Raw genomic sequence first — 20,538 nt, forward strand, 5'->3', positions numbered from 1 at the left:
TTTAATTCGTTATTTTCGATGTTGAAAAGTATTAATTTTCGTAATCAATTTCGTGGTCGAGCTTCGAGAGGAAGTCCTCATAAACCTCCTGCTCCACATCACCCATCTGGTATTCCTTCTCAGCATCCTTGCGGATTTCGGCAATCCAGGCACGACGTGCCTTGACATAATCCTCGCGGATACGTTCGCAGGCAGCATTGTCGAGCTCTGTCAGGTGATAGTAGTCCAACAGAAGTTGGTAGCTCCAGGCCCAGCGGTAGTCGCTGTAGTGGTCGTTAATCTCCTCGAAGCGTGTGAGCACTTGCTGGATGTTCTCGATACGTCCCTCCTTAATGTCGTCAATGAGTCGCAGCTCTTCGCTCTCAGGCAGCAGCAGTCCGCTGAGGTCCGACCAGTTGCCCTTGCCTACCTCCGACTTGGGATAGCCGAAGAAGCCCTCCTTCTGTGCACGCTTCAGCACGGCACCCATATAGATGCGCAGGGCGATGTCGTAGTATTTCAAGCCCTTCTTCAGCGACGAGGCGTTGATCACATATTCATGGAAGTTATACGTGGTCACATTATCGCCCGAGGCGGCACGCAGGGCCTTCAGAATCTCGATACCCTGTATAATCTCGCCCACGGTGAAGGGGCTGAGCCAGTCGAAGTTGATGATACTCTTCTTCGACAACTTGCTGCGCTTGTCGCGCTTGGGCCATTTCTTAATATCACGATACAGACCCACGGTGGTGATGTTACGACCTGGCGACAGGTACATCGTCTCGCCGTAGGCAATGAGATATGAAAACGGCAGACAACGGGTGTCAGGATGGTGCATTAGCTTGCCGAAGCACACCGAGAAGGCACCGATAGTGGCAGGCATTAGCACATACGATCCCGAGGCGGTCTTGGTGCCACGCTCCAGGGTGCCATAGTGCAGCGGGCCCATCTTATAGGCGTGGTTCGAGAAGTTTGTGTTCGAACCAGCGTTATAGAACGAGAACTGTCCGCCAATGAGCAGCGAGCTCTTATGGTGCGATGCTGAGAACGGACCGCAGAAGGCGGCGCAGGCCTCACCGTTGGCCATGAAGCTGTTGGCAAAAAACAGGCTGGCCTCAGCCGTGAAGCCGTTGGTAATCTGACAGGCCTCGCCCACGAAGCAGTCCTGCATCTTCACCGAGTTATTGATAGAGCATCCGTCGCAGATAATCGAGTTCTCGCAGATGACGCCAGTGCCGATAAACACAGGTGCATCCTCACTGCTCAGTATGGTACATTCGTTCAGTCGGGCACAGCCGCTAATCTCGCAGTCACCTTTGATCACCGTATTGATGATGTCCTTGGTGTTGATAATCTTCACGCTGTTGCCAATGATGCCACGCTCTGGTGTCGATACGCGCACCTCGTCGTCAATCAGCTGGCGCAAACGGTTCACCAGGGCCTTGTCGCGGTTGTGCTTCACCATGAAGGCAGCCAGCTGCGAGTTCAGCTCACGAAACAGCACAATGTTGCCGTCGCCCATCTCGTTCAGCACGCTGATGGTAGAGCCGGCACCATAGCTGGCTCCCTCGCGTGTCTCCAGTGTCGAGATGTTCGAGATGTAGCAGTCGTCGCCAATGGTGTAGTTGTTGATGAAGTTGCCCACCTTCTCAATCAGACAGTCGTTGCCCACGCTGACGTTACGCAGTGTGGCATCGTTAATACCTGAATGCTTGAAGAAGCCCTTGGCCACCTCAATCTTCTTTTCGAATTTACCCAGGCGGATATCGCCATAGAATATCGCGCGATGGAAGTTATACGGACGAAACTCTTCGTCAACCATCACTCTGTCCCAGTCCTCGGCCCAACACACGTTGTTCTCAAGCACCTGGATCTCCTCCTGTGTCAAATGCCTGTAGTCTCTCATAAGGTTCTGTTTGTTTGTGTATAAAAAAAAGCGCTGCAAAGATACTAACAATAATCGAAAATTCCAAGTAAATACAAAAAAAAAAAAATCATAAAAATAATCATGGTTAGGAGATAATAATCAGTTAGGAAAAACGTTATAAAAGAAACAAGCAACGCATAACTGAAAAAAACTACATCACCTATGAAGTTGAAAACTACTCTCCTGGCCTTGCTGACACTGGCTGCAGTAACCGTTTCAAAGGCACAAAGTGAACTCTATCCCAAGCATTTCGACCTGGAGCAGGTGACACTGCTCGACGGTCCCATGAAGACCTCGATGTACCTAAACATTGAGATGCTGATGAAGTACGACACAGACCGCCTGCTCACACCATTCGTACGTCAGGCAAGACTCTCGGCCACAAGCGATACCAGCAGTCCCTACTACCGCTGGGAGCAGAAGCACCCCAACTTCGGGAACTGGGGCGGCGATGCCGGCTTCGACCTCAGCGGACATGTGGGAGGCCACTATGTATCGGCCTTAGCGCTGGCCTATGCCGCCTGTCATGATGCAGATACGAAGACCCGTCTGAAAGAGCGTCTGGACTATATGCTCAACGTCATGAAAGACTGTCAGGATGCCTACGACGACAATACGGAAGGCCTCTATGGCTTCATTGGCGGCCAGCCCATCAACGAGTCGTGGAAGAAGCTCTATCGCGGCGACCTCTCCGCCATCCGCGACAACTGGGGATGGGTGCCGTTCTATTGCCAGCATAAGATTCTGGCAGGCCTGCGCGACGCCTATGTCTATGGCAACAGCGAACAGGCCAAGGAGATGTTCCGCAAGCTGGCCGACTGGAGCATCAACGTGGTGAGCAAGGTTTCGGAAAGCGACTTCCAGGGATTCCTCGACTGCGAACACGGCGGCATGAACGAGACGCTGCTCGATGCCTACCAGCTGTTTGGCGAGAGGAAATACCTGACAGGTGCCAAGAAATACACCCACAAGACGATGCTCAACGGCATGCAGACGCTCAACAAGACCTTCCTCGACGGCAAGCACGCCAACACCCAGGTGCCCAAGTATATCGGCATGGAGCGTATCTTCGAGCAGGATGCCACCGCCAACAGCTACAAGAAGGCTGCCGAGAACTTCTGGCAGGATGTAGCCCAGAACCGCACCGTCTGCATTGGCGGCAACTCTGTCAACGAGCATTTCTTAGCTGCCGCCAACGGCAACCGTTATATCGACCAGCTCGACGGCCCAGAGTCGTGCAACACCAACAATATGCTGAAACTGTCCGAGATGCTCGCCGACCGTACTGGCAATGCCAAGTATGTGGACTTCTACGAATATGCCATGTGGAACCATATCCTCTCCACACAAGACCCCACCACTGGCGGCTACGTCTATTTCACCACGCTGCGCCCCCAGGGCTACCGCATCTACTCTAAGGTCAATCAGGGCATGTGGTGCTGTGTGGGCACAGGTATGGAGAACCACTCTAAGTACGGACATTTCATCTATACCCACGACAGCACGGCCACACTCTACGTCAACCTCTTCACACCCTCGAAGCTGGAGAGCGATGCCTTCATCGTCACCCAGGAGACCCTCTTCCCGGGCATCAACCCTGCAGTCTCTGCCAAGCCTTCGGCCTATGCTGCCACCTCTGACATCACCGTTGGCAAGGCTGGCACCTATAATATCGCCATACGTCATCCAGCATGGGCTGGCGAGCAATACTATATCACCGTCAACGACACAAAGGTCGAGCAGGAAGTGACCAAGGGACAGGCCAGCTATGTCACCATCCAACGCACATGGGAAGTTGGCGACCGCATCAAGGTCTATCTGCCTATGGAACTGAACTATACGGCATGTCCCAACTATACCGACTATATTGCCTTCACCTTCGGCCCCATCCTGCTGGGCGCGCAGACCACAGCCACCAGCACCGCCGAGGCCGAAGAAACGGGACTCATCTACGAGAAGCTGCAGAACGAATATGCCGGTGCAGGACGCATGGACCACGCTCCCGGCTCGATGGCGACATCCAGGAACCTGCTCTCAGCACCACTGCTCATTGGTGACAGAGATGAGGTCTTGAGTCGCATCACGCCCGCCTTCACCGACCACCAGCTGCGCTTCACCATCGATGCCAGTCGCGAGGGTGTCGATACCTACAAATGGCACACACTCACGCTGGTTCCGTTCTATCAGATTCATCATGCCCGCTATATGTGCTATTGGTACCAGCAGACGCCAGAGAACTTTGCCAACAGCTCTATGGCACAGACCGAAGCAGCCAACGAGGCCATGAAAGCCAGAACCCTCGACTTCGTGGCACCTGGCGAACAGCAGAGCGAGGCTGGTCATGATGTCAAGTCCAACAAATCGTCAACAGGTTCCTATAATGGTGAGAGCTATCGCGATGCCAGCTCTGGAGGCTACGTGCAGTACACCCTGTATAATAAGGAGGGCATCACCGACAGCCTGTCTGTCATGTGCCGTTTCACCACAGCCGACCAAGGCCGCAAGGCCTCACTGCTGGTCGATGGCAAGAAGATTGCCGACATCGTCATTCCCAGCAGCGTGAAAAACGACGACAACGGGTTCTTTAACATTGAGTATGGCATCCCCGCCGAGCTGGCCACCGACAATGGTGTCGCTAAGGAGCAGTTCGTGGTGCGCCTCTCGGCAAATGCAGGCACCACCAATCCCGGCCTCTACTACCTCAGGCTGATGAGGAGCTACAACCCCAATGCCAACACCTATCAGTTCAAGGCCACCGACTGGACCACTGGCGATGCCTCCCGCATCGCTGCCAGCGCCATCACCTACGACACCGTCAACAATATCCTCAAGGCCAAGTCAAAGGGTGCCAACAACATCTGCCTGACGCTGAAGTATCAGGATCACGACTACGACATCGACAAGAGTCAGATATACATGGTGGTACGAGGCAAGGACCTGCAGACCTCCTCTACCAGTTCGTACCTGTGGTGGCTCAATGGTTCCAATCACGGCACGCAGGTAAGACCCTACTTGCAGAAGACCGTCGGTCAGGGCGACAGTCAGCAGCAGGTGATTGCGTGGAACATGAAGAGCAGCGGACTCTATGAGAACTTCACAGGCGATAGGCCCAGCGTGTGCATAGGTCAAACCATCTTCGGACTCACGGCATCGTCGTCCGATGGCTCCTGCGAAATCTACGACATCAACTTCGTGAGCGATGTCAACGAATATATCACAGCCACAGGCATCAGCACCGCGATCTCAGACCCCAGTGCCCAGCCCGCCGTGCTCTACAACCTTCAGGGACAGCGCATCACCGCCCCCGCAAAGGGTGTCTATATCTACAAAGGCAATAAGATTCTGAAATAGCGTCTATCCCTCGTCGCTCACCACCTCATACAGGAAGTCGTTATAGGGATATTTCTGCACATGGAGCTCGCGCACCTTATTATATAATGTGGTGCGCAGCTCGTCTATATTCTCCTTATTCTTAGCACTGATGAACAGGGGTGCGACAGCATACCCTCCTCTTTCCTCTTTCCTCTCCCCACTTAATTTCGCCATCCACGTCTTCTTCAGGTCGTCCAACGAGATGTTTTCCTTTGTGGGCTCCGTCAGGTCGTCCTCGTCCTGCGGCGTCCAGCGGTAGGCATCAATCTTGTTGAACACAACCATCGAGGGTGTCTCTGAGCAGCCCAGTTCCGCCAGTGTCTGCTCCACCACACGTATCTGGTCCTCAAAGTCCGGGTGCGAGATATCCACCACATGCACCAGCAGGTCAGCCTCGCGCACCTCGTCGAGGGTGCTCTTGAAGCTCTCCACCAGGTCTGAGGGCAACTTACGGATGAATCCTACGGTGTCGGCCAGCAGGAAGGGCAGGTTCTCTATCGTCACCTTGCGCACCGTGGTGTCGAGCGTGGCGAAGAGCTTGTTCTCCGCAAACACGTCACTCTTCGACAGCAGGTTCATCATCGTCGATTTGCCCACGTTGGTATAGCCCACCAGCGCCACACGTATCAGTCGGCCGCGGTTCTTCCTCTGCGTCGTCTTCTGCTTGTCAATCTCTTCCAGACGCTGTTTCAGCAGCGTGATGCGATGCAGGATGATTCGGCGGTCCATCTCCAGCTGTGTCTCACCAGGACCACGCAGACCTACCGAGCCCTTGCCGCCACCGCCGCCAGAGCCGCCGCCCTGTCGTTCCAGGTGCGTCCACAGGCGCTGCAGTCTGGGCAGCATATAGCGGTGCTGTGCCAGCTCCACCTGCGCCTTAGCCTCAGCCGTCTGTGCCCTCATGGCGAAGATATCCAAAATCAGACTCGTACGGTCCAGTATCTTCACCTGCAGCTCCTTCTCTATATTACGTATCTGCTTGGCACTCAGCTCATCGTCGAATATCACCATACCCACGGGCTGTGGCATCTCCGCATCGCTGGCATAATCCTCGCGGTGCTCCATCGCCTCGTCGTAGGCATCCTCACACATCTTGATATAATGACGTATCTCCTCCAGCTTGCCGCTTCCCACGTAAGTCACACTGCTGGGGCCGTTCACCTTCTGTGTGAACCGCTTCACGGTACGAGCACCAGCCGTAGTGGCCAGAAACTCCAGTTCGTCCAGATATTCATTAGTCTTCGCCTCGTCCTGTTGGTTCGTAATCAGTCCCACCAGCACGGCAGTCTCGGCTTTCGCCTCCGATATCACAAATTCCTTCATTCAGTTCTTCTTTCGTTTTTCGGGCACAAAAGTACAACTTTTTTCTGACTTATACAAGAAGACGCGACCTATTTTGGTATTTCCAGTATAAACCTGCAGCCATCATGATAGCTTTTGTCATAGACGAGGTCGCCACCCAGGCTTAGTGCATGACGTTTGCTCAGCGGCAGGCCGAGGCCGAGGCCTTCGGAGAGCAGGTCAATCTTGGTAAACGGCTTGTAGATGAGCTCATCGGCATTCATCTCCATGCCCCGGATAGTCTTTGCAATTTTCTCCGACGCAATGTTCATCATGCCAACATAGCGCACATGATTCTCTGTCTTCACGGCTTGATAGAAAGCCCAGATGGCAACAGACGAGGTAAAGACAAACACTGCCAATACAGTTAAAAGCAGGTATAATCTAAAATGCTTGGCCATAGTTAATAAAGATTTCTGCTGCAAAGATACGAATAAGTGAGCAAAACATCAAAAGAATTTTGAGTTTTCTCGACTAAAAGTATCTTCGACCGCAGGTCAGAGATACAAAATTTGCTCTATGTTTGCCCTATACTTGCTCATGGACTTCTCATGGACTTCTCATGGACCTCTCATGGACTTCTCATGGACCTCTCATAGACCTCTCATAGACCTCTCATAGACCTCTCTATGCGAACTCTATCTCCAAGGGTATGAGAATCCTATGAGCATACACTGCTTAATCCACTATTAAATTACTGTCTTTTTACCTTTATTATATTGTCACACAGTTTTAGCCCAAAGATTTGTTCGTTTCGATAAGAATCTACCTCTGACCTTCGGTCGAAGGTAGGCTACACCTCAGAAAAACTCAAATATATTTGGTTTTTCGCTCGGTTTGCACTACCTTTGCACCATAATTAAAACCAAACATGAAGAGATTACTACCCATACTGACACTGGTGATGATGATGACCACAGGGACCATGCTGGCCGAGGAACGGCTGGACAGGGGCGTGGTGGCCGTGAGGCAGGCTGACGGCAAGGTGTTTGTATCGTGGCGCATGCTGAAAAGCGACACCAAGGATATGGCCTTCGACGTGTATCGTAACGGCACCAAGCTGAACAAAAAGCCGCTGACAGAAGGGGGCACGTGGTTTGTGGACGAAGAGCCGATGGGTGAGGCGGTGTATCAGGTTATCTCTAGAGGAAAGAGGAAAGAGGCGCTCGGCCGAAGGACGCTTGCTACCGTAGGGACGCAAGAAAGTGGAAAGAGGATAGACACTTTTACGCTGAAGGGGGATGCACCTGTGGGGTATTTGCCGATACGAGTGCAGAAGCCAGACGAGATGCATACAGCCAATGACGCAAGCGTGGGCGATGTGGACGGCGACGGACAGTACGAAATCATACTGAAATGGGACCCCATTAACTCACACGACAACAGTCACGATGGCATGACTGACCCCACACTGCTGGACTGCTACAGACTGAATGGCGACCTGCTGTGGCGCATAGACTTAGGACGAAACATACGCAGCGGGGCACACTACACACCATTCATTGTCTATGACCTGGACGGCGACGGACGGGCAGAGCTGATGGTGAAGACGGCTGACGGCATTCGCGACGCCGCAGGTACTGTGATCGGCGATTCTGTCGCCGATTATCGCAACGAGGCAGGTCGCATACTGGAAGGGCCGGAATATATTAGCGTGTTCAACGGACTGACAGGCAAAGTGATGGACACCAAGCCTTACATACCTGAACGCGGCGATGTGAAAGACTGGGGCGACAACCGCGGCAACCGCTCGGAGCGCTACCTGGCTGCCGTAGGGTACTTTGGAGGAAAGCAGGGGACGGTCTCGGCCGTGTTCTGTCGCGGATACTACACACGCAGCGTGCTGGCAGCATGGGACTGGGACGGCAAGGAGCTGAAGAACCGCTGGACCTTTGACACCAACAACCCCGAATGGGCCAGCTATGCCGGACAGGGCAACCACAACCTGAGGGTATGCGACGTGGATGGCGACGGCATGGACGAGATAACATACGGCTCAATGGCGGTGGACCACGACGGACGAGGGCTCTATAACACGGGCATGGGTCACGGCGACGCCATCCACCTGATTGTTGACCCTGACGACGGACAGCTCTATATATGGGACTGTCATGAGAACAAACGCGACGGCTCGGATCTGCGTCATGCCGATACGGGCGAGGTAGTGTTTCAGATAAAGAGCGACACGGACGTAGGTCGTGCGATGGCTGCCGACATTGACCCGAGGAACCCGGGCGTAGAGATGTGGAGCAGCGACAGCCGAGGCGTAAGAAACATGAAGGGCGAGGTGCTGGAGAACATCAGTCGACGGGGCATGAGCACGAACTTCGGCATATGGTGGGACGGCGACCTGCTGCGCGAACTGCTAGACCGCAGTGCCGTGTCGAAATACGACTGGGAGAACAACCAGACAACAATCATACAGCAGTTGGATGGACAGTTTAACAACGGCACCAAGCAGAACCCCTGCCTCAGCGCCGACATCTTAGGCGACTGGCGCGAGGAGGTGCTCATCCGCAATCGTGAGAGCACGGAACTCAGGCTCTACGTATCTACCATCCCCACCGAACATCGCATCGCCTGTCTGATGCAGGACAATGCCTACCGCCTCAGCGTGGCCACAGAGAACGTGGGGTATAACCAACCGCCGGAAACGGGTTTTTATTTAGGGGAAAGAGGAAAGTGGAAAGAGGAAAGAGAATAGATTAAATATTAAACATTAAATTTCAGAAAAGATTAAACATTAGAATATTAAAGGTGAAACGATTTATACCTATATCAACATGGCTGGTGGGACTGCTCGTGGTGGCAGGCGCACTGCTGTTCTATGAGAATGACTTCCTGTGGAAACTGCAGGAACAGAACCTATTTCTCAACACATCGATGTTCTTCAAGGAACAGATGCTGGTGCCTGGCGGACTGCTATCGTGGGCGGGCACCTATCTTACTCAGTTCTTCTACCACCCCTGGCTGGGCACGATGCTGCTCTGCGCCTGTTGGCTGCTGATGATGTGGATCATCAAACGGGCCTTCAGCCTGACGGACCTCTGGGCGCCTATAGCACTGGTGCCAGTAGGACTGCTGCTGCTCACCATCGTCGACATGGGCTACTGGGTGTACTTCCTGAAACTGCCAGGACATGTGTTTGTAGGCACACTGGGAACAACGGCGGTGGCAGCACTGCTGTGGGCCTTCCGCGCCCTACCCCAGCGCTACGGTCTGCGACTGGTGATGATCGCCGTCACCGCCCTATTAGGCTTCCCGCTGTTGGGTATCTACGGACTGGGCGCCACCCTGCTGATGGGCATCTACATCTGGCGAATGGAGCAGACTCTCTGGCAGAAAATTGCGGGCAGCGTGATGGCTCTGGGCGGCGCATACATCGTGCCGCTGATATGCTACAGACAGATATTCTACCAGACCAACATCGCCAACATCTACTTTGCCGAGTTGCCGCTGTACTTCGTCACTGAGAGCTACGACAACTACTACCTGCCCTACTACGGACTGGCACTCTTCTTCGTGCTGATGGCCCTGCTGAGAGTCAACAACCTGAAAGCATGGAAGGGTATTGTGCCTCAGGTGCTGCTGGTGGGGGCAACGGTATGGTGCGTGGCCACCTACTGGTTTAAGGACGAGAACTTCCACCACGAGGTGACCATGCAGCGCTGCATAGACCAGAATGACTGGAAGGGAGTGATAGACGAGGCTGCCACGCAGCAGGACGAGCCCACACGAGCCATCGTGGTGATGAGGAACCTGGCGCTGAGCCGTCTGGGACGTCAGGCTGACGAGATGTACCTCTACAAGAACGGCTCTAAACGCTACGAGGCACCCTTCGACATGCGTATGCTGCTGTGTGCTGGTCCCCTCTCCTACTATCAGTATGGCATGGTCAACTACTGCGAACGACTCAGCACAGAGATGGGCGTGGAGTTTGGCTGGCGCGTGGAGAACCTGAAATACCTGGCAAAATGTGCCATTCTGAATAAGGAGAAGGCGCTGGAACGCAAATATCTGGGACTGCTGAAGCACACCACCTTCTACGACGACTGGGCCGAGGAAGCAAGAGACCTGGAGGAGCTGAAGACGATAGCACGCATGATGCACTACCCCAACCAGCTGACAGGCGACCAGGGTAATGTGGAGCGGTTCCTCATGTACCGTCTGGCAGAGTGCACCTACAAAGGCGATGCGTACTTCCAGGAGCAGACCCTGTTAGCATCGCTGTGGACGAAGGACATCAACCAGTTCTGGTATCACTTCGGCGACTATATCAACATGCACCCCGATGGCCACATGCCTCGCTATTTCCAGGAGGCGGCCTATCTTTATGGCAAGTTGGAGGGACGTGCTATCATCAACCAGCTACCGTTCGACGACAGTGTGAAGCAGTCGTTCGACAGTTTCATGGAGGCTGCCAGCCGCTATGACGATATGGATGTGGAGTATGCCCGCGAGGGACTCAAGGCATTCAGTCACACCTATTACTATGATTATTATCTGATGAGAAATCTGCCGGAATATTAGTGGAAAGAGAATAGTTATGAAAAGAAGATATTTTTTACCTATATACCTTTTTGGTATTTTACTTTTAAGCTCCTGCGGCCCCAGCGTGCCGGAGACATATACGGAGAGTGAGGAGCTGCCGAAGATTTATCCTGACGTCATCGATGTGACCATACCACAGAACATTGCGCCGCTGACATTCATGCTCGACGAGGAAGCCGACGGCATGATTGCACGCTATCAGGCAGGCGACGTAGAGGTGGTGTGCGAAGACAAGATGCAGCCATCGATGAGCCAATGGCACGAACTGACGGCAAAAGTTGGCGACATCAATGTTGACGTATATGTGAAGAAGGGCGACAGCTGGACACACCACAAGCCCTTCGCCATTCACGTGTCAGCAGACAGCATCGACAGCTATCTGAGCTATCGACTCATACCCTCGTCGTTCGTCAGCTACGAGGCCCTCACCATCAGTCAGCGATGCCTGGAGAACTACGATGAGAGCGTGATCTACGACAATATGCTGTGCGGCTTCGAGAAAGAAGGACAGTGCATCAACTGCCATAACTACCAGCAGTGGAACCCGGAGAGGATGCAGTTTCACGCACGTCAGCACTGTGGCGGCACCATCATTGCCTACGATGGCGACATCAGGAAGATTAACATGCGCAACGACTCCATACTCTCGGCAGGCGTCTATCCTGCATGGCACCCCTGGCTCAAGCTCATTGTCTATTCTACTGACAAGACCCACCAGAGCTTCCACACCACCGACATGAACAAGATTGAGGTGTTTGACCTGGAGAGCGACATCATTGCCTACGACTTAGACCACAACGAGGTGACGAACCTAGAGAACGACACCACGGAGTTTGAGGTGTTCCCTGCCTGGGCGCCTGATGGTAAGACGCTCTATTATTGCAGCGCACATTTCGAGTATCAGAGTCCTAATGGAGCCAATGCATCTGAGCTGGTGAATCGCTGCGAGGAGCTGAAATACAACATCTACAAGAAGAGCTTCGACCCAGAGACTATGCAATTCGGACCACGCGAGCTGGTGTTTGCCGCCGACACGCTGGACATGAGTGCTGTACTGCCTCGCATCAGTCCTGACGGGCGATGGTTGGTATTTACGATGTCGAAATTCGGATACTTCCACATCTGGCACCACGATGCTGACCTGTGGGTGATGGATCTTGAGAAGTTGAAAGTGGAAAATGGAAAGTTGAATGAGGATAGCTGCGTGGTTGCGAGACCGCTTGATGAAGTAAATAGTAAGGATACGGAGAGCTATCACACATGGTCGAGCAACGGACGATGGCTGGTGGTGAGCAGCAGACGCGACGACGGTACCTTTACACGACCCTTCTTTGCCCATGTGGACAAGGACGGCAAGTGGTCAAAGCCCTTCGAGCTGCCACAGGCTGACCCCGAATATCACCGTCAGTTCCTGCGCTCGTTCAACATTCCAGAGTTTATGAAGGGGCCAGTAGAAATCGCCCCTCAGACATTCGCAGATATGCTGAAGGGCGAAGGAGATCCTGTGAAATATGTGCCTCAATTGAGGAAATAGCGATAAGGGCTACCACATCAGGAAGCCGCCGTTGGACTGCAGGGTGATGGTGACCTTACCTTTCTTAAGATTCAAAGGCGTAATGGCTGTGTCGATGACACGGCCTTTTTTGTCGGCCTGGTCAGTAAACTGATTGGTGAGACCATAGGCCGAGAGGTCGAGTGACAGGGTGAGGGTGCCCTTCTGAGCATTCAGACCAGCAACATACCATTTGTCACCGTGACGACGAGCCAGCACCACATAGCGACCAGGATAGCCGTCGATGAAACGGGTCTCGTCCCACGTGGTGGGGATATCCCTCAGCAGATTGAGCTCATGCTGCGGCAACTCCTGCAGGTTGTTGGGCTGCATAGCCACGCACTGAATGGCGGTCTGCATGATATAGGCCGAAGCTATCTCGAAGGCATCGGTGGTCTTGCGGGTATGGCGGCTCTTATTGTCCTTCGACAGGTATTTGTTCATGATAACACCGCCCCAGTCCATGGTGCCCACAGCATTACGGCAGTAGGGATGCAGGGTTAGGTCGAAGGGCTGACGGATGGCGGCGCCCTCGTTGAAATAGACATTCTCGCTGGCCAACACAGCCTCGCTGGCTACATAGTTGGGATACATACGCTCCCAGCCACGAGGCAGGGTGCAGCCGTGGAAAATGCACTGGATGCCGTAGCGGTTGGCATCGAAGAGGATATCCTCGTAAAGCTTCATCGTCTCCTGCTTGTCGCCACCGAAGAAATCCACCTTGATGCCCTTAACGCCAATGCTCTTTAACCAAGCCATCTCACGGTCGCGTGCGATACTGTTGTCCAGGCAGTTGCGAGGAGTCTGAGGGGCATCGTTCTCATGACCATTGGAGTTGTACCACAGCATCAGGGAGACACCCTTTGACTGGGCGTACTTCGACAGCTCCACGATGCGGTCGCGACCTATATTCTGGTCCCACCAGTTGTCAACCAAACAGAACTCATAACCCATAGCCGATGCCAAGTCGATGAACTTCACCTGGTCGTCGTAGTTGATGGAGTTGTCCTGCCAGATAAGCCACGACCAAGTATACCTACCTGCGCCATACTGCTGCGAGGGCTCGTAGAGGGGTTCCACCACATCATAGGCGATGGTGGTCTCGACGATAGGCTTCAAACTGTTACCCACGGTGATGGTGCGCCAAGGTGTCTTGCCAGGCAGGGCGATGCCAGCTGTGGCTGTGCCGTTGCCGTTGTTTTCGCCAGTCATGGGATAGGCAATGGTGTAGGGGTAGTCGCTGAGGTGCGAGCCACAATAGTGGCTGTCAACGCCCGTCTCAGAGATGAGCACCCAGCCTTCCTGTCCTGTAGACTGCGACTGAGTCGCAGTAGACGGAACATGGAACAGGCAAGGGAAGGTATAGCCCTGACGGTACTGAGAGCGGGCCGTCATAGCGCCATCGCTGCTGTAGCCCTCCTCGTAGCTGGGCTTGGTGCGCTCCCACCCTACCATCGGACTGCTCTGTGGCGTGATAAACGTGGTGGTACCATTGGGCAGCACAAAGGCTGTGCTCTCTTTCTCGATAACAGCACATTTGGGGTTGTCGTTCTTCTGACGAGGGATATGATAGCGGAAAGCCACATCGTTGTTGCTGACTGAGAACTCCACGGACATCTTCTGACCCTTGGCATTCTCGAAGTCAACGGTGAGCACCTCAGCCACATAGTGCATCTTCGACTGCTTCACCTGACGCATCTCGTAGCTGCGGTCCACCTTACTCGTCTTGGTATCAATAATTTTCAAGCTCTGGGTAAAGTCGCCAAAATCCGCACTAAAGCCCAAGGCAGAAGGCAGCAGCATCTGCTGTCCGTCGAGGGTGATGGTATAGGTAGCCTGAGGTCCCTCGTCACTAACCTTCAGCGTCAGTTTAGTATTAGGCGATGTGATGCTGACTTCGCGAGCGCCAGCCTCTACTGGCATAAACAGGGCCAGCATAAAAGAGAATAAAACTGTTTTTTTCATCATGATTTGGTTCTTGCGTTATTTTTTCTTGATAATATCTGCTACGGCACGGGCTATCTGACTATCGCCAGCCTCTGTGGGATGGATACCATCCGACTGCATGGCCTTGCCATCAGCATTATTGAAAAGCGTGTGGAGGTCGATGACTTCCATATTCTCTTCCTGTGCCACCTTATTAATAGTAGGAATGATATGATTCACGATGACTGAGTCGCAAATCTCCCATGAGGATTTATAGGCAGGAATAGGCGTACAGAGGATGATACGGGGAGATTGCGGACGCTGCAGCTTCTTGGTGGGCCTGCCTTTCTTGTCGAGAACAGGCTGCTTGGGGCTGAGCTGGTCTATCATATCACGCAGGTCGGTCTCGAACTCGTTACCATACTGCCAGTTCTGGGGCTTAGAGTCGTTGGTGCCCAGTTTGATGATAACCACATCGGCTTTATAAGCCAAAGCATCACGCCAGGCCTGCTCCTTCCAGATAGGCTGGTCGCCCTTCTTCAGCAGGGTTTTTCCGCTGCGGCCATAGTTCTTCACCACATAGTCGCTGCCCAACAGCTTCTGCAACTGTCCTGGCCAGGCCTTTACGTCGCTCATGTCGATGCCATGACCATCGGTGATGCTGTTACCCACACAGGCCACACGGATGGCATCGCGCTTAGGTGCCTTGTGCATATCGAGCCATTTCGTCAGATCGCTGAGCATCTGGTCGTGATAAGGCCATGTGCTGCGGAAGCCAAAACCGTGACCACCAGTGGGATAGACATACAGCGCACAGTCGTTGCCCTGGCGGCGCATAGCTGAATAATAGGCAATGCCATTGGTTACAGGCGGCACCACACCATCGTCGTTAGCGGTGAGGATGATGGCAGGAGGCGTGAGGTGGCGCATCACGGCATTCTGATTGGAGAACTGCCTAACCAGCTGTTCATTCTTCTGTCCCTCCTTGCCCAGGAAGTTCTGGCAGGAACCTTTATGGCTCTCGCGCTCATTCATCGAGATGACGGGATAGAAGAGTATTGAGAAGTTAGGACGACAGTCGTACTCGCTATGCGTAGACACGGTAGAGGCCAGATGGCCACCAGCAGAGAAGCCCATGATACCCACATCCTCTGGGTTGATATGCCACAAGGCGGCAGAGTCGCGCACCATCCTAATAGCATTCTGTGCATCACCCATAGGAATGCTGCGGTCACCTGCTGGCATCCTGTATGTCAGCACAAAGAAAGCGATGCCCTGCTGGTTAAAGTACGTGGCCCAGTCGTGCCCCTCATGGTCTACTGCCAGATGGGTGTAGCCACCTCCAGGACAATCTACGATGGCGCGTCCAGAGGCGTTCTCTGGCAGATAGACCACCATATTGGCCTTGCCATCAGGGGTGATGTTTACGGTGAATTTCCTTGCTGTCTGGGCCTGAACAGTCAACGACATCAGAACCAGACCAAGTGTCAGTAGTTTCTTCATATCTTCATGTGATTTTAAGTTAGTTATTTCGAATATTTTTCTATTTCGAGTGCAACAGTCGTCCGTCAGGCGCTATGCCTGCTGCCGACATGCGGATGCGGGTCTCCTTACCATTATTATAGAAGGTAGCCGTGAAGCTGCCGTCATCATCAGTGACGGCATTGGGATTCCAATAGAGCGTGCGACGATAGTCGGCTGGCGCCTCATCAGCACGACGGTGGCTATAGTCTGGTGAATAGAAGTCCTCAGCCATATTGAAGCCCTGGAACAGGATATGACGATCGCGGAAGGTGGGCTGGATGGCATCGTTGGCAAAAGGCACCAGCTCTACGATAACATCACCGCTATACGACTCGGCCACCATCGTGGAGTCTTCGTAGCGATGCTCATAGTCGGTAAAGATGCGGATATCACTCATGCGCTTCAGCTTCAGGTCATCAAGGATATCCTGCGGTGCACGCTTCTGGATGTACTGCTGCATCTGGGAATACAGAATGATGAGCTCGTAGGCAGGGATATTGGGATAGGGCTCTGGCACAGGACAGAAGTTTCTGTAGAAGGTAGAGCCATTGAGACGTCCTTCTACATTATAAGACACCTTACGGTTCATGTTGCCAAAGAGGAAACGGCTCACCTGGATGGGGAACAGACGCATATTGAGCATACCATGCGACAGGCCATAATCTGTCATATCGTTATAGAGGTCATAGGCATCCGTCATGAAGGCTGGCTTGCTCCAGTCAACGGCACGACGTCCGCGACGGCTACCTTTCACATTCACATTTCTCAGCTGATGAACATCATTCTCCATCGTCAGGTCTGAGAGGGTGTCGAACAGCTCTTCGAACGCCACATCAGGCTGGTGTTTCTGATAATAGGTATACTCCTTAGTGTACATGGGATAGAACAGGTCGCGCTTAACGTAAAAGTCGGGGTAGGCTGTCTCGTCGAGCACCTTGGTGTCCTTGAGCGACGACATACTCTTCTTGATGGAATCGTTTTCCTTGTAAGCCTTCATCTTCAGATAGGCATAGCCATAGAAGGGCGGAACGCCAAACAGGAAGCGGCCGTCCTGAGTCTTCTGCGTAGAGCCAACAAAATCCTTACCTACTGCCACCTCGGCCTCTACCAGCACCTCTTTACTCACTGGCTTATGGTTCGTACCCAGATTATCGTCAGTATTCTCAATCCAGTCGAAGACAAACTCAGTGGCAGTGATGTCTTCAGCATCCGACAGGAAGTTGAACTCAGGATTGCCTGCCAGGTACTCGCACAGCAGCTCCGACCCATAGAGGGTCTCATGGTTCAGCGTATCCTTGTAACGCTTGAAAGCCACGTTGAAAGGCAACAGCTTCGCCTCAATCAGTTCTAGCTCATTGAAAGAGGGTGTTTGATAGACAGCACCTTCCACAGTGAGTCCTGTCTCTGGCTTATAGCGCAGCTTACGCTGGTTATCTGCCAGCTCCTCCCACTTATACTTACGCCAGCCCTGAACCATCATCAGCAAATCGAGATGACGCTGATGCTGCTCGTCGTCGCTCTCGAAATAGTGGGCAGGATAGGCAATAAAGCCCTTCAACTCGCTGGAGAGCAGGAGGTCTGTCAGGATATTACCATTATCATAAGAGGGATTGTCAGAATAGCCATCATAGATGGAAAGACTGAAATTCACAGGTTCGTCAACGCCTTGCAACTGCACAGGCAACTCAATCAGTTCATAGGGCGAATAGGTCTTGTCCTTCACGATGGGAGCCGTAATCAGCGCATCATCATGTTCGTGATTATTGACAAAGAACAGGCGGTCGGCCAGGATATGACCATCGCTATCGAAGAGCGTCACATCAGCAACACCACTAGGCAGGTCTTCCAAAGGAAGAGTGATTATAGTTTGACCAGAGAGGTCCACTTTTTCAAAATGCTTCAACGCACCGCGACAGAGGATACTCACAGCATACTCCTGATCTTGGGAAATACCAGAGGTATTAATAACAAGACGGTTTTTATCAAGACGCAAAGCGACACCTTGCTCTTCTTCCTTGGGCAGCGACTCACTCCATTTCTTGTCGCGCCACTGGAAGGTGGCCTTCAGACGCTGACCCTTAGGAGTCACCACAAACGAGCCACGACCCATATATTCTGTCTGGATATCGATGCTCTGCTGACCATCGCTCACCACACCTTTCACATCGACAGCCTCGCCAAACTGGTCGCAAACCTCGAATGCCACACGGTTTTCCACACCACTGACCAGATGACCACCCTCAGGATAGAACTTCACCACAAGGTCGTCTTTCTTCTTCCTGGGAAGACGGGTCTTGGGACGCTGGTACATGGTACGCACATCATAGTCGCCAGCCTGCTCTGGCTTGCTATAGACGGGCAACACACGCGAATAGAGGCCATCCCACACACGGAAATAGTCTGCAGCCATATCTTTATTGTAGAACCACCAAGCATCCTGGGTGCTGTACTGATGATGACGAACATTAAAGTTCAGCATCCAACGGGTGTAGGCCCTCATCTCGTAATAGCCGGAATAAAGCGAGTCTGTCAATACAAATTGTCCGCAGGTATAGCCCTTGGGATTGACTACGATCTGCTGACGCTCTACCAGCAGACCGTCAGGCGACAGCAACTCAACATAGAGAATACGGCTCAGGTCTGTGGGCTTCAGATTGTCGGCCCTAACAACATAAGCCTTATACCACAGGGTGTCGCCCACAAAATAACACTGGTTATCGGTATGGAGATATACCTTTTCCTGCACCTGCGACAGCGACGACTGCAACAGGGCTTGACGAATGTCCTCAATATTTCCGGCCTCGACCCAAAGGGGCAAAAGCAGAAACATCGCAAGGATTCTGCTTAATTTTGTCATGACATTGATAGTTTCTGTCTTTGTTAGACGGAAAAGGGCTGGTTTCGTTTAACCAGCCCTTATATAATACTACAGTTTTAGCTTGAACGACTGCTCTATGCTGTTCATTTCCTCCACGAAAGCCTTGTCAACCTTCAGACGTTTCTCTATGGCAGCACAGCTATGAATCACGGTGGAGTGATCACGACCACCTATCAGCAAACCTATTCTAGATGCAGGCATTTTCGTGTATTTCTGAGCCAGATACATCGATACTTGACGAACTTGTACAAAGTCGCGTTTACGGCTCTTGCTCACAACCTCTTGCTGCGTCACACCATAATGACGGCACACATGCTCCAGAATATCGTCAATGGTAAGCGGATGGTTGTCCACTTTCACTGCACGCTTAATCACGCGCTCTGCCAGATGCATGTCAACATTAGAGTTGTAAACAATACTATAGGCCATCAGCGAATTGAGCACTCCCTCCAAGTCGCGCACTGAACCATTAGCGGTCTGTGCAATATACTGAATCACTTCTGCAGGAATCTTCAGACCGTCACGACGGCACTTCGAGTTCAGGATATCAACACACAGTTGCACATTGGGCTTCTCCAACTCGGCAATCAGACCACATGAGAAACGTGTGAGCAGACGGTCCTTCACACCTGCCAAATCGACTGGAGGACGATCGCTGGCCAGAATAATCTGTTTTCCCAGACGGAACAGATGGTCAAAGATATGGAAGAACGTGTCGAGTGTCTTTGGAGAGTTAACCCATTCCTGAACATCGTCAACAATCAGTACATCAATAGTCTGATAGAAATTGATGAAGTCGTTAGTGGTGTTCTGGCGGACCGAGTCTGTGAACTGTACCTGGAACAGACGTGCTGATACATAAAGTACGCGCTTACGGGGATAGGTACGCTTGCACTGCACACCTATAGCATTAATAAGGTGTGTCTTGCCACAGCCTGAAGGACCATAGACAAAGAAGGGGTTGAAGGTCGACTTGCCTGGATGCTCGGCAATAGACAGTCCTACAGTACGAGGCAGCTTGTTAGAGTCGCCCTCAATGAAACTGTCGAAAGTCTTCTTGGGGTCTAGACGGGGGTTCAGGTCCTGAGGCATAGCCGTATCCAACACCGTAGGCGACTGGTTGCCACGGGTAGTGGCAGCAGGAGCCTCTATAGCTGAGGGGCCTTCACTCTCCCACTCCTGTTCTTTCTTGTTCTCCTGATCAGTCATCAAACGATAGGTCAGGCGAACATTTGTTTTAAAGCTCTTTGACAACGCCCAAGCCATCAGGGCCACGAAGTTCTGCTCCAAGTACTCGTAGATGTACGGACTTGGAACCTGCACCAACACTGTCTTCTTCGCTTCGTCGTACGACTCGAAGACAATGGGCTCGAACCACGTTTTGAAGGTCTGCTCCGTGACATTCTGCTTGATAAGATGCAGGCAGTTGTCCCAAAGCGCCTGATGTTTGTTTGGCATCTTAGGCGTTAATATTTTTGGTTATTAATT

General features: G+C 52.6%; 11 protein-coding genes. 4 read left to right on the forward strand and 7 right to left on the reverse strand.

What is annotated here, in order from left to right:
• Positions 1-31: 31 nt before the first annotated feature.
• Positions 32-1,885 carry a DUF4954 family protein gene (locus tag Q0R57_RS00765; protein WP_294742896.1) on the reverse strand — a complete coding sequence of 618 codons (1,854 nt, stop codon included), beginning with the start codon at positions 1,883-1,885 and terminating at the stop codon, positions 32-34.
• Positions 1,886-2,068: 183 nt separating this feature from the next.
• Between Q0R57_RS00765 and Q0R57_RS00770 the strand changes: the two genes are divergently transcribed.
• The gene (locus tag Q0R57_RS00770) at positions 2,069-5,257 is read left to right on the forward strand and encodes a beta-L-arabinofuranosidase domain-containing protein (RefSeq protein ID WP_294742898.1); all 3,189 of its coding nucleotides are present in this window, start codon (positions 2,069-2,071) and stop codon (positions 5,255-5,257) included.
• A gap of 3 nt (positions 5,258-5,260) precedes the next feature.
• Here Q0R57_RS00770 and hflX read toward each other — a convergent pair whose 3' ends face one another.
• Together hflX and Q0R57_RS00780 are read right to left on the reverse strand one after the other, a co-directional pair.
• A complete protein-coding gene (hflX, locus tag Q0R57_RS00775; RefSeq protein WP_294742902.1) occupies positions 5,261-6,601 on the reverse strand; it encodes a GTPase HflX in 1,341 nt (446 codons plus the stop codon).
• Positions 6,602-6,669: 68 nt separating this feature from the next.
• The gene (locus Q0R57_RS00780) at positions 6,670-7,020 is read right to left on the reverse strand and encodes a hypothetical protein (protein ID WP_294742903.1); all 351 of its coding nucleotides are present in this window, start codon (positions 7,018-7,020) and stop codon (positions 6,670-6,672) included.
• Between the two features lie 470 nt (positions 7,021-7,490).
• Between Q0R57_RS00780 and Q0R57_RS00785 the strand changes: the two genes are divergently transcribed.
• From Q0R57_RS00785 to Q0R57_RS00795, 3 genes are all read left to right on the forward strand, one after another.
• Positions 7,491-9,323, forward strand: a complete 1,833-nt coding sequence (locus Q0R57_RS00785; RefSeq protein WP_294742906.1) for a rhamnogalacturonan lyase — start codon at positions 7,491-7,493, stop codon at positions 9,321-9,323.
• Positions 9,324-9,376: 53 nt separating this feature from the next.
• Entirely contained in the window at positions 9,377-11,149 is a 1,773-nt protein-coding gene (locus Q0R57_RS00790; protein WP_294742910.1) for a DUF6057 family protein, read from the forward strand.
• Between the two features lie 85 nt (positions 11,150-11,234).
• The gene (locus tag Q0R57_RS00795) at positions 11,235-12,704 is read left to right on the forward strand and encodes a hypothetical protein (RefSeq protein WP_294742913.1); all 1,470 of its coding nucleotides are present in this window, start codon (positions 11,235-11,237) and stop codon (positions 12,702-12,704) included.
• A 9-nt stretch (positions 12,705-12,713) separates the two neighbouring features.
• On the opposite strand, the gene Q0R57_RS00800 is transcribed toward Q0R57_RS00795, so the two are convergent.
• The 4 genes from Q0R57_RS00800 to dnaA form a co-directional block, all read right to left on the reverse strand.
• Positions 12,714-14,687 (reverse strand): glycoside hydrolase family 97 protein, encoded by a 1,974-nt coding sequence (locus tag Q0R57_RS00800; RefSeq protein WP_294743011.1) that lies wholly within the window; start codon positions 14,685-14,687, stop codon positions 12,714-12,716.
• An 18-nt stretch (positions 14,688-14,705) separates the two neighbouring features.
• Entirely contained in the window at positions 14,706-16,151 is a 1,446-nt protein-coding gene (axeA1, locus tag Q0R57_RS00805) for an acetylxylan esterase AxeA1 (protein ID WP_294742915.1), read from the reverse strand.
• Positions 16,152-16,191: 40 nt separating this feature from the next.
• Complete coding sequence (locus Q0R57_RS00810) at positions 16,192-19,029, reverse strand: hypothetical protein (RefSeq protein WP_294742917.1); 2,838 nt, start codon at positions 19,027-19,029, stop codon at positions 16,192-16,194.
• Positions 19,030-19,098: 69 nt separating this feature from the next.
• A complete protein-coding gene (gene dnaA / locus Q0R57_RS00815) occupies positions 19,099-20,508 on the reverse strand; it encodes a chromosomal replication initiator protein DnaA (RefSeq protein WP_294742919.1) in 1,410 nt (469 codons plus the stop codon).
• Between the last annotated feature and the right edge of the window lie 30 nt (positions 20,509-20,538).

The organism is uncultured Prevotella sp., from assembly GCF_946407605.1.
GTDB lineage: Bacteria > Bacteroidota > Bacteroidia > Bacteroidales > Bacteroidaceae > Prevotella.

Excerpts from the sequence above, each read along its gene's own strand:
- Q0R57_RS00780 (WP_294742903.1), bottom strand. The coding sequence starts at position 7,020 with ATGGCCAAGCATTTTAGATTATACCTGCTTTTAACTGTATTGGCAGTG.
- Q0R57_RS00765 (WP_294742896.1), bottom strand. The coding sequence starts at position 1,885 with ATGAGAGACTACAGGCATTTGACACAGGAGGAGATCCAGGTGCTTGAG.
- dnaA (WP_294742919.1), bottom strand. The coding sequence starts at position 20,508 with ATGCCAAACAAACATCAGGCGCTTTGGGACAACTGCCTGCATCTTATC.
- hflX (WP_294742902.1), bottom strand. The coding sequence starts at position 6,601 with ATGAAGGAATTTGTGATATCGGAGGCGAAAGCCGAGACTGCCGTGCTG.
- Q0R57_RS00785 (WP_294742906.1), top strand. The coding sequence starts at position 7,491 with ATGAAGAGATTACTACCCATACTGACACTGGTGATGATGATGACCACA.
- axeA1 (WP_294742915.1), bottom strand. The coding sequence starts at position 16,151 with ATGAAGAAACTACTGACACTTGGTCTGGTTCTGATGTCGTTGACTGTT.
- Q0R57_RS00800 (WP_294743011.1), bottom strand. The coding sequence starts at position 14,687 with ATGAAAAAAACAGTTTTATTCTCTTTTATGCTGGCCCTGTTTATGCCA.
- Q0R57_RS00810 (WP_294742917.1), bottom strand. The coding sequence starts at position 19,029 with ATGACAAAATTAAGCAGAATCCTTGCGATGTTTCTGCTTTTGCCCCTT.
- Q0R57_RS00770 (WP_294742898.1), top strand. The coding sequence starts at position 2,069 with ATGAAGTTGAAAACTACTCTCCTGGCCTTGCTGACACTGGCTGCAGTA.